This is a genomic window from Chamaesiphon sp. GL140_3_metabinner_50, assembly GCF_025361915.1.
Lineage (GTDB): Bacteria > Cyanobacteriota > Cyanobacteriia > Cyanobacteriales > Chamaesiphonaceae > Chamaesiphon.
This window is the reverse complement of record NZ_JANYJC010000160.1, coordinates 1-7,854: the sequence shown is the minus strand read 5'-3', so window position 1 is coordinate 7,854 and position 7,854 is coordinate 1. Positions and strand designations below refer to the sequence as shown.

At 44.4% G+C, this 7,854-nt stretch carries 9 protein-coding genes; 3 read left to right on the top strand and 6 right to left on the bottom strand.

Annotated features, from left to right (window positions below; genetic code table 11):
• Positions 1 to 140: 140 nt before the first annotated feature.
• From Q0R35_RS08300 to Q0R35_RS08285, 4 genes are all read right to left on the bottom strand, one after another.
• Positions 141 to 524 (bottom strand): DUF4346 domain-containing protein, encoded by a 384-nt coding sequence (locus tag Q0R35_RS08300; RefSeq protein WP_295615989.1) that lies wholly within the window; start codon positions 522 to 524, stop codon positions 141 to 143.
• Positions 525 to 709: 185 nt separating this feature from the next.
• Positions 710 to 1,918, bottom strand: coding sequence for a GNAT family N-acetyltransferase (locus Q0R35_RS08295; protein WP_295615983.1), 1,209 nt, complete (start codon positions 1,916 to 1,918; stop codon positions 710 to 712).
• A 379-nt stretch (positions 1,919 to 2,297) separates the two neighbouring features.
• The gene (locus Q0R35_RS08290) at positions 2,298 to 3,083 is read right to left on the bottom strand and encodes a DUF1868 domain-containing protein (protein ID WP_295615980.1); all 786 of its coding nucleotides are present in this window, start codon (positions 3,081 to 3,083) and stop codon (positions 2,298 to 2,300) included.
• 321 nt (positions 3,084 to 3,404) lie between these two features.
• Positions 3,405 to 4,157 (bottom strand): YebC/PmpR family DNA-binding transcriptional regulator, encoded by a 753-nt coding sequence (locus Q0R35_RS08285; RefSeq protein ID WP_295615977.1) that lies wholly within the window; start codon positions 4,155 to 4,157, stop codon positions 3,405 to 3,407.
• On the opposite strand from Q0R35_RS08285, the gene Q0R35_RS08280 reads away from it, so the two are divergent.
• On the top strand, positions 4,158 to 5,468 hold the full coding sequence (locus Q0R35_RS08280; protein WP_295615974.1) for an ABC transporter substrate-binding protein: 1,311 nt from the start codon (positions 4,158 to 4,160) through the stop codon (positions 5,466 to 5,468). It abuts the gene before it with no gap.
• A 239-nt stretch (positions 5,469 to 5,707) separates the two neighbouring features.
• Positions 5,708 to 6,745 (top strand): radical SAM protein, encoded by a 1,038-nt coding sequence (locus Q0R35_RS08275; protein ID WP_295615971.1) that lies wholly within the window; start codon positions 5,708 to 5,710, stop codon positions 6,743 to 6,745.
• 31 nt (positions 6,746 to 6,776) lie between these two features.
• On the opposite strand, the gene Q0R35_RS08270 is transcribed toward Q0R35_RS08275, so the two are convergent.
• Together Q0R35_RS08270 and Q0R35_RS08265 are read right to left on the bottom strand one after the other, a co-directional pair.
• On the bottom strand, positions 6,777 to 6,980 hold the full coding sequence (locus Q0R35_RS08270; RefSeq protein WP_295615968.1) for a hypothetical protein: 204 nt from the start codon (positions 6,978 to 6,980) through the stop codon (positions 6,777 to 6,779).
• A 2-nt stretch (positions 6,981 to 6,982) separates the two neighbouring features.
• Positions 6,983 to 7,321, bottom strand: a complete 339-nt coding sequence (locus tag Q0R35_RS08265; RefSeq protein WP_295615965.1) for a hypothetical protein — start codon at positions 7,319 to 7,321, stop codon at positions 6,983 to 6,985.
• Positions 7,322 to 7,422: 101 nt separating this feature from the next.
• Here Q0R35_RS08265 and Q0R35_RS08260 point away from each other — a divergent pair.
• Positions 7,423 to 7,854, top strand: a 432-nt coding sequence (locus tag Q0R35_RS08260) for an OB-fold nucleic acid binding domain-containing protein (RefSeq protein WP_295615986.1), incomplete at its 3' end; no start/stop codon positions are given.

Genomic DNA, 7,854 nt, shown 5'->3' with positions numbered 1-7,854 from the left:
AGGTTTAGCCTGCCGTAGGCACAACCTAAACCTACTGGTAGTTTATTAAATTGCAAGCCCCTTATTAGTTATACAAAGGTAATATTTAGTATTTATACACGCTACTTGTAATCGTATTTGCTCACGACTGACAACCGATTCTAATCTTGAATATATTCAGCACCTGAGAGTAGAGCAATTTCGGCACGGACGAATTCTCGACCTAAATATGCGGCATGGTCGAACATACTTACCAGACAAGGTTGGGTTTGTTCGATTAATTTAACGCATAATTCCTTGGCAGTTCGTCCGGTAAATAAGAGATCGCTCGTGCGTGCCACCGCACCTTTGGCGGGGATAACTTTACCAGTTTCGGGATCTACTGCCAAACCACGATCGTCGATCGCATTACTATAGTGCTTGGCACAGATTAAGCCAGCGACTCGATCGACATAAATAATAAAGTAACCATTCGGATCGAGATCGATGTGTCGATTGGATAGCTCGCGATCGATTGTTGTTAAATTATCGGTTAATAGGGTCATGAACTTAATAGTTAATCTAATTATTAAATCTAGATTAACCGATAATTTAACAATTTGTGGATTTTTAGAGCGGAAATCTGCTCTTTTTTGCTCAAAATAGTGGCGATCGACTAGATTACGAGTGAATTCACGTCGGTAATAGCGATCGATCTGCACTAAAGTCCGGTGGCGATCTCGCTCGAATTTCAACCGCTCGTACCGAGCGAAGCCTGAGGATCGACGATCGTCTGAGGAGCGATCTTCATCGGTAAATCTTGATTGATGGCGATGATTTCTTGCTGTTGCAACTCATTCACTTCGACGAGATGGTCGCGTAAGATTTTGCCAAATCGAGGGTGATAAAATCGATGCAGACTATAATTAGCCGTTGCGGGAAAGCCGCGCCGCTTCTTGTGTCTACCACCTGCGCCGGGGTCGAAAACTTTAATTCCGTGCTGAATTGCCCACTCGATCGGAGTATAGTAACAAGCATCAAAATGCAGGCAATCGACATCTTCACTACTACCCCAATAACGACCGTAGAGTCGATCGCCTTTAGTAATACAAAAAGACATCCCCACGGGGGCGGTCGGATCTGCTCCCATTGCCGTCACGAATACCACTCGATGGCGATAACGCTCGTGTAACCCGTCAAAAAATTCTGGAGTTAGATATTTACTCCCCCACCACCCAAATTTATCGCAGGTATCGGCATAGAAAGCATACATCTGGGAAAATAACTGAGGTGCGATGCTATCTCCCGTGACCGTATTTAGCTCCAAGCCACCATCGCCAACCGACTTGCGTTCGCGTTTGATATTCCGCCGTTGGTTGGCATTAAATCCGCCCAAATAGTCGTCAAAATTCTGGTACTCCTGATTTTGCCAGACATAATTGTGATTGATCCACAGACTATATCCATACGTCTCCATTTGCGATCGCCACTGCGGATCGACATACAAAAAGTGGCAGCCAGACAACCGATGCAGCTTACAAAAATCATCGATCGATCGCAGCATTAATTCGGTGATTTCGGCTTCATCTTCGTTCGGTGCGATTAAAAATCGATAACCTTCGGCTGGTGTCACCGGACTCATGCCCACCAATTTGGGATAATACCTAATGCCCATCCGCTGCGCTAAATCTGCCCACTGATTATCGAAGATAAATTCGCCATAACTATGTCCCTTGACATATAAAGCTGCGGCTCCAACTAATGTTTGTCCGCTCCAGACGGTTAAATGCGTCGGTAGCCACCCAGTTTCGGCGGTAACGCTGCCAGAAGTCTCTAGGTTATTCAACCAGTCCCATTCTAAAAATGGAGTCTTTAAGGGCACTGCTAGCGCATCCCAATCAGCTTGGGGAATTTCTGATAGGCTATTGCACCAGCGGATCTGATAAGAAGATAGAGACATCTAATCTAGTGGGTAGGAATGAATGTAAATTTCAGTAGTAACGCAAGTTGCTAGTTATAACCAAGGTTAAAGATTTGGGTATTAGGTATTGGGTATTAACGATCGGATAAAACCTTGCTTGGTGAAACACTCTGGCGAGAGGGAACCTCCGCGCGATCCGATCCGCAAAACCTAATAGCTAAAACCTAACACCCATCTTACTAAAAACCCATAGACTCGCAACCTGGGTTAGTGGCTGTAGGGGCGATGGTTGCTGCCTTTGTACCTATCCATTCTATCGAAACCACCAGCGTCTGGGTATCTGAATCGAATCGGGGCATAAAAAAACGATAACCAAAGTTGGTTATCGTTGCAGTATTATCTAGAAATTCAGAGCTATCTACAATTGCACGATCGGGAAATTTGGTTCTCGTTGGTAAGTATACATATCGGTAAACTTCCGCAATTGCCCGTGAGCTAGAGTAATTTCTTGAGGATTGTCTAACCAGTGCGTGTTGTATGCTTGCAATGTATCGCTGAGTCGCACCCGATCGATTTCTTGCTGGACGTTAGCAAAGTAAGCTAGCGTCGTGTGAGCGGTAAAATAGTATTGCTGCTCGATGCCCAGTGCCATGAGACTCGAATTTTGATAGATCGCGCGTCGGAGCGCAATAATGCGATCGTAACTAGATTCATCTTTTGGGACTAAGCTTACCTCGATCGCGCGCGGTCTGACCGTTAATCCCATAATTTGCCAGCGAATGGGGGTCGGATCGACGAGCGCATCTTGATAGATTTTAAAACTATCGGCAATGCAATCGACTAATTTACTCTCAAAATCAGCATTGGTGGCGACTGCTGTCAGGTAGGCACTATCCCAAATTAAATCGGCTAGCGTGAAGTGAAAACTAGCTGGATCGACTAATACTAATAAATCTGGTTCTAGTTTCTCGATGAGTTGTTGCTGACATGCGGCTAAATCTTTAAATACGGCACTATTACCCGGATCTTCAGCTCCCGGTGGCGTGATCGCCGAATACCCTGGGAATGATACTGGTGCTTGAGTTCCATCCTCATTTAGCCTAAATTTAGGCGAACGTTGGATGTTTTTGACCTGAGATTCGTAGGTGGCAGGTAGGGTCATCTTTGCCACGCGATTGAGATAAGTTTGATAGGACTCGTCCACTCGCGATCGCCTCCTTGCCTGTAATATTGGTTAACATTATGGTAATGTCACTTACTTAGATACACATCCACCATTGTTTTTACTCTCGATCGCATTTTTTGGCAATTGTTGACATTTAAGTCGAGTAAAAAGTAGGTCAAATGTGGGGTTCATTATTCAGTTTAACACTCGATCCCGCGATTATTCTCGATCGTAGATCCCAATCCCCCCTAACCCCCCTTCAAAAGGGGGGAACCGGATCCGGAAGTCCCCCTTTTGAAGGGGGATTGAGGGGGATTTCTAGGGTTTACGCTTAACAAGCTAGACTTTTCAGACATCCTCTCAATCGTACAGTTCGTCTGCCAGATCGAAGTTAGCAGTCACGGTTTGGACATCATCTAGAGCTTCGAGTACCTCAATTAGTCTGAGCAGTTGCTTACTTTGCTCTGGATCTGATACTAGTACGGTAGTCTGCGGAATCCAGCGCAACTCGGCATCGCTGACTTTAAAACCAGTCGATCGCAGGGTAGAATTCAAGTGTTCGAGATTGGCTACTGTCGTAAATACTTCCGCCCCTGGCTGCTCTTCATCTTCGATTAACTCGTAGACATCCGCACCGCCCGCTAGAGCCGCTTCTAACAGTTTATCCTCATCGACACTCCCGGCGATCGCGCACACGCCTTTGAGGTCGAACATCCACCCCACACAGCCCATTTCCCCCAGGTTACCACCCCGTTTGGTAAAAGCCGATCGCAGATCTGCCGCCGTGCGGTTGCGATTATCTGTCAGAGCTTCGACAATAATAGCTACCCCTCCCGCGCCATAGCCTTCGTAGCGAATTTCTTCGAGTTGGTTGCTACTATCTAGAGTCCCCGCACCCTTGGCGATCGCCCGATCGATGTTATCGTTGGGAATACCTGCGGCTTTGGCTTTATCGATCGCCGTTCGGAGTTGAAAGTTACCATCGGGATCGGGAATCCCATTGCGGGTGGCGACAATAATTGCTCGTGATAATTGGGTAAATGTTTTCCCACGCACAGCATCAACCCGTGCCTTTTGTCGCTTAATAGTTGCCCATTTACTATGACCTGACATATGAACCGATTAGCTACTAAAGTTGGAATTTCGATTGCTCTAATTTTACTCGTAATTATCGCCGGATGTACGCCAGCGCGACGAGATATTAATGGAGTGACACATCTGACTTTATGGCAAGGCATCAATCCGCCACCCAATCGTGATGTTTTTCAGAAGTTAGTAACTAAATTTAATCTCACACATCCGACTATCGAAGTTGAGTCGTTATATGTCGGTCAATCCGATCGGCAATTACCCAAAATTCTCGCCTCGATTGTCGGTGGTACACCACCAGATTTACTCTGGTTTGGGTCGATGTTAACGGGGCAATTAGTCGATTTAGAAGCGATCGAACCTTTAGATAAATGGTGGGATCGATCGGCTATAGCTAAAGATATCGATCCGGCTTTACTCGGTTCGATGCAATACGAGAATAATTTATGGTCGATTCCATTTGCAACAAATAATGTGGGCATCTTTTATCGTCCGAGTTTATTTAAAGCTGCTGGCATCGAACATTTACCAACTAATTGGCAAGAATTAATAGCTACAGCTAAACAGCTCACGCGCGACACTAATGGCGATGGTAAAAATGATAAGTTTGGGATGTTATTACCATTAGGACAAGGCGAATGGACTGTATTCACCTGGCTACCATTTATGTGGGGTGGCGGTGGCGAATTAATACCCAAACAAGCTCAATCGGGTCGCAATAATCCTCAAAGAGTAAAGATATCGATCGATAATCCTGGTGCGATCGCCGCGCTGCAATTGTGGCAAGATTTAATTAAATCGGGCACGGCAATTTTATCTTCACCAGAACGAGGTTATGAATTAGATAATTTCTTAACTGGCAAAGTTGCCATGCAATTAACCGGGCCGTGGACATTCGGACAATTAGCAGGTATGAAGTTTACTGACTATGATGTGATGCCCATTCCCGCCGGGATTCGATCGGCAACTAGTGTCGGTGGCGAGAACTTATTTATGATGAAAAGTAGCCCCCAACATCAACAAGCAGCTTGGGAATTTATGGAATATGTATTAAGTCAAGAATTTCAAACCGAGTGGGCATTAGGCACCGGATATTTGCCTGTTAATCTCAAATCTCGCCAGGAATCTAGCTATCGAGATTATGTCAGTAAAACTCCGGCAACTCAAGTATTTTTAGACCAAGCTAAATATGGTAGATCTCGTCCGATCGAACCAAGTTACAGTCAAATATCCGAACAACTCGGACGCGCGATCGAATCGATCTTATTAAATAAGAATTCGCCGCAAGCCGCACTTAAAGCAGCACAGGAAAAACTCGATCTAAGTCTCAATTAGTTGTTAAATACTATCCAGAGCATGGAAAAACTCAGAATGTGTACATATATTAAGTTCTGGCGATATTCCCAATTCAGACTGAAATAGTACATTAAAATTAGAAAAACCCCGCAGATAGCAATCTCAATTTTTCAGACATCCACAAACGACGAGTAATAGACCGATCGTGCGGATGGTAAGAATGAAAATTAGAGCAGCAGAAGATTCGATCGAGCGTCACTTCAAAAGGGTAATTAGCAATGTTATTAAAAGACTTAAAATTCTTTGTTAAAGATTTGGCACTCAAGCCTCGTGCTGGACTGGATTGGGTTGGCACGAGATTAGCTTATAAAATGAGATGGAAAAAAGTGCCATGCTTGCCTGTCGCGATCGATATCGAGCCGAATAATACTTGCAATTTTAAATGCAGCCACTGTCAAGTTACTTATTGGGATAAAAAACCTGCTTATTTCAATCGAGAAACTTTTATTAAAGTACTCGAACAAATCCCAAATTTGATGAAAGTTAAGCTCCAAGGTATGGGAGAACCATTTCTAAACAAGCAACTCATTCCCATGCTCCAAGCTGGTGAAGAACGAGGGCTGCGGATGCATTTTCATACTAATGGTAGCGTTTGCGATTCAGACAGAGCCAAACAACTAGCGCAACTCAATCGAACTCAGATTACCTATAGCATCGATGGAGCTACCGCCGAAACCTTCGAGCGAATGCGCCCAGGTAGCCGCTTTAACAAAATTGTCGAAAATGTGCAAATGCTTGTTAGCGAACGTAAACCCAACAGCAATTTATTAGTCTCCGCTTGGACTGTCATCACTCAAAAAAACGTCCATGAGTTACCTCAAATTGTCGAGTTAACTAAAAATCTCGGACTCGATTATATTTCCATTCAACCTTATCTCTCTAGCTGGGGTAAAAATGAAATGCTCTCTCATACCGATGATATTCAAGTTACTACCGAATCCGATACTTTCGCTACTCAACTCGCCACCGCTCAAGCAACAGCGACTGAAGTAGGCATCAAACTTGTCGTCAACGAATCGACTCGCTTTTGTCGCGATAAACCTTGTCCGTGGGCGTGGAAAAGTGCTTACATAGCAGCTAATGGCGATGTGGTTCCTTGCTGTGTAGTCGCCGATGCTGATGTGGTAAAAATGGGTAATGTCTTCGAGCAAGAGTTTAAGGATATCTGGAATTCTGAAGCTTATCAAGAACTGCGCGAGCGCATCAGCACTCACGATTTACCCGAATATTGCAAGCATTGTTATATCGATCCATAGTAATTGAGAAATAGATGATAAATCTCAGCTTTTAGATCTCAGTTTTATTGACAGGGATTGAATTAGATTTGTATAGCAACCTAGCTCGTTGTTGTTCGCGTAAATCTTTTTCTACAAATGCGATCGCTTCATCTAACTGTAAATTAGATAAATCTAATAATCGACTAGCTGCTTTTAAACTAGCAAGCGATTTTGCTCTAGTTTCAGGATCGGGAATTCTAAATTGGTCGTTCATAACTAGTTCCAATTACGTTGAATTTCTCGCAGACTGGCAATACTGGCATCTAGCGAAGCTTCGGTTGACTCTATCGATCGATACAATAAAACTAACATATCCTCAGATGCAGTGGGTTGAGACTCCGCGATTCTCAATAGCAGATTGTAGAGCCTAGAATATTTCGCTCTGAGCTTCTCCTTAATATTCTGGAGTTCTTCAAGTTCTGGTAGAGTTTCGGCTGTTTCACCAATCCGCTCAAATAATCGGAATTCTGTTGCAGTCGTAGAATCGAGGCATTCAATTATCCTGCGTTGGATGATAAAAATATTCGAGATGACTGGATCTGGTAATTTAGCCATTGACGTTCGATTCGCCTCGTTGTTGTGCCTGTTCGATCGGGGATGTATGGCAGACTAGTAAGGTGGGACAAACCTACACCGATCTACAAGCCCGACCGAAGATGATTACTAATTATATTGCTACAATCCTCCGTGGAGGGAATCCTGGAGATGCCGTCACCGTGCGGGGATGGATTCGGAGTAAGCGCGAAGCCAAAGAATTTGCCTTTGTCGATATTAACGATGGTTCGTGCATGGCAAATATTCAAGCGGTCATCGATAAAGATGTCCCCGATTATGCCACGATCCTCAAACAAATTAACACGGGCGCATCGATCGAAATTATAGGCGAATTGGTAGAGTCCCCTGCTAAAGGGCAGCGCGTAGAAGTCAAAGCCATTGAGGTTAAAGTATACGGCGAAGCAGATCCCGAAACATATCCCCTCCAGAAAAAACGCCACTCCTTTGAATTTTTGCGCGAGATCGGGCATTTGCGATCGCGGACTAATACTCTCAGTGCGGTATTTAGAGTGCGGAATGCTTGTGCCACAGCC

Bases quoted from the DNA above. Each gene is read 5' to 3' on its own strand.
- Q0R35_RS08300 (WP_295615989.1), bottom strand. From the start codon at position 524: ATGACCCTATTAACCGATAATTTAACAACAATCGATCGCGAGCTATCC.
- Q0R35_RS08295 (WP_295615983.1), bottom strand. From the start codon at position 1,918: ATGTCTCTATCTTCTTATCAGATCCGCTGGTGCAATAGCCTATCAGAA.
- Q0R35_RS08285 (WP_295615977.1), bottom strand. From the start codon at position 4,157: ATGTCAGGTCATAGTAAATGGGCAACTATTAAGCGACAAAAGGCACGG.
- Q0R35_RS08280 (WP_295615974.1), top strand. From the start codon at position 4,158: ATGAACCGATTAGCTACTAAAGTTGGAATTTCGATTGCTCTAATTTTA.
- Q0R35_RS08275 (WP_295615971.1), top strand. From the start codon at position 5,708: ATGTTATTAAAAGACTTAAAATTCTTTGTTAAAGATTTGGCACTCAAG.
- Q0R35_RS08270 (WP_295615968.1), bottom strand. From the start codon at position 6,980: ATGAACGACCAATTTAGAATTCCCGATCCTGAAACTAGAGCAAAATCG.
- Q0R35_RS08265 (WP_295615965.1), bottom strand. From the start codon at position 7,321: ATGGCTAAATTACCAGATCCAGTCATCTCGAATATTTTTATCATCCAA.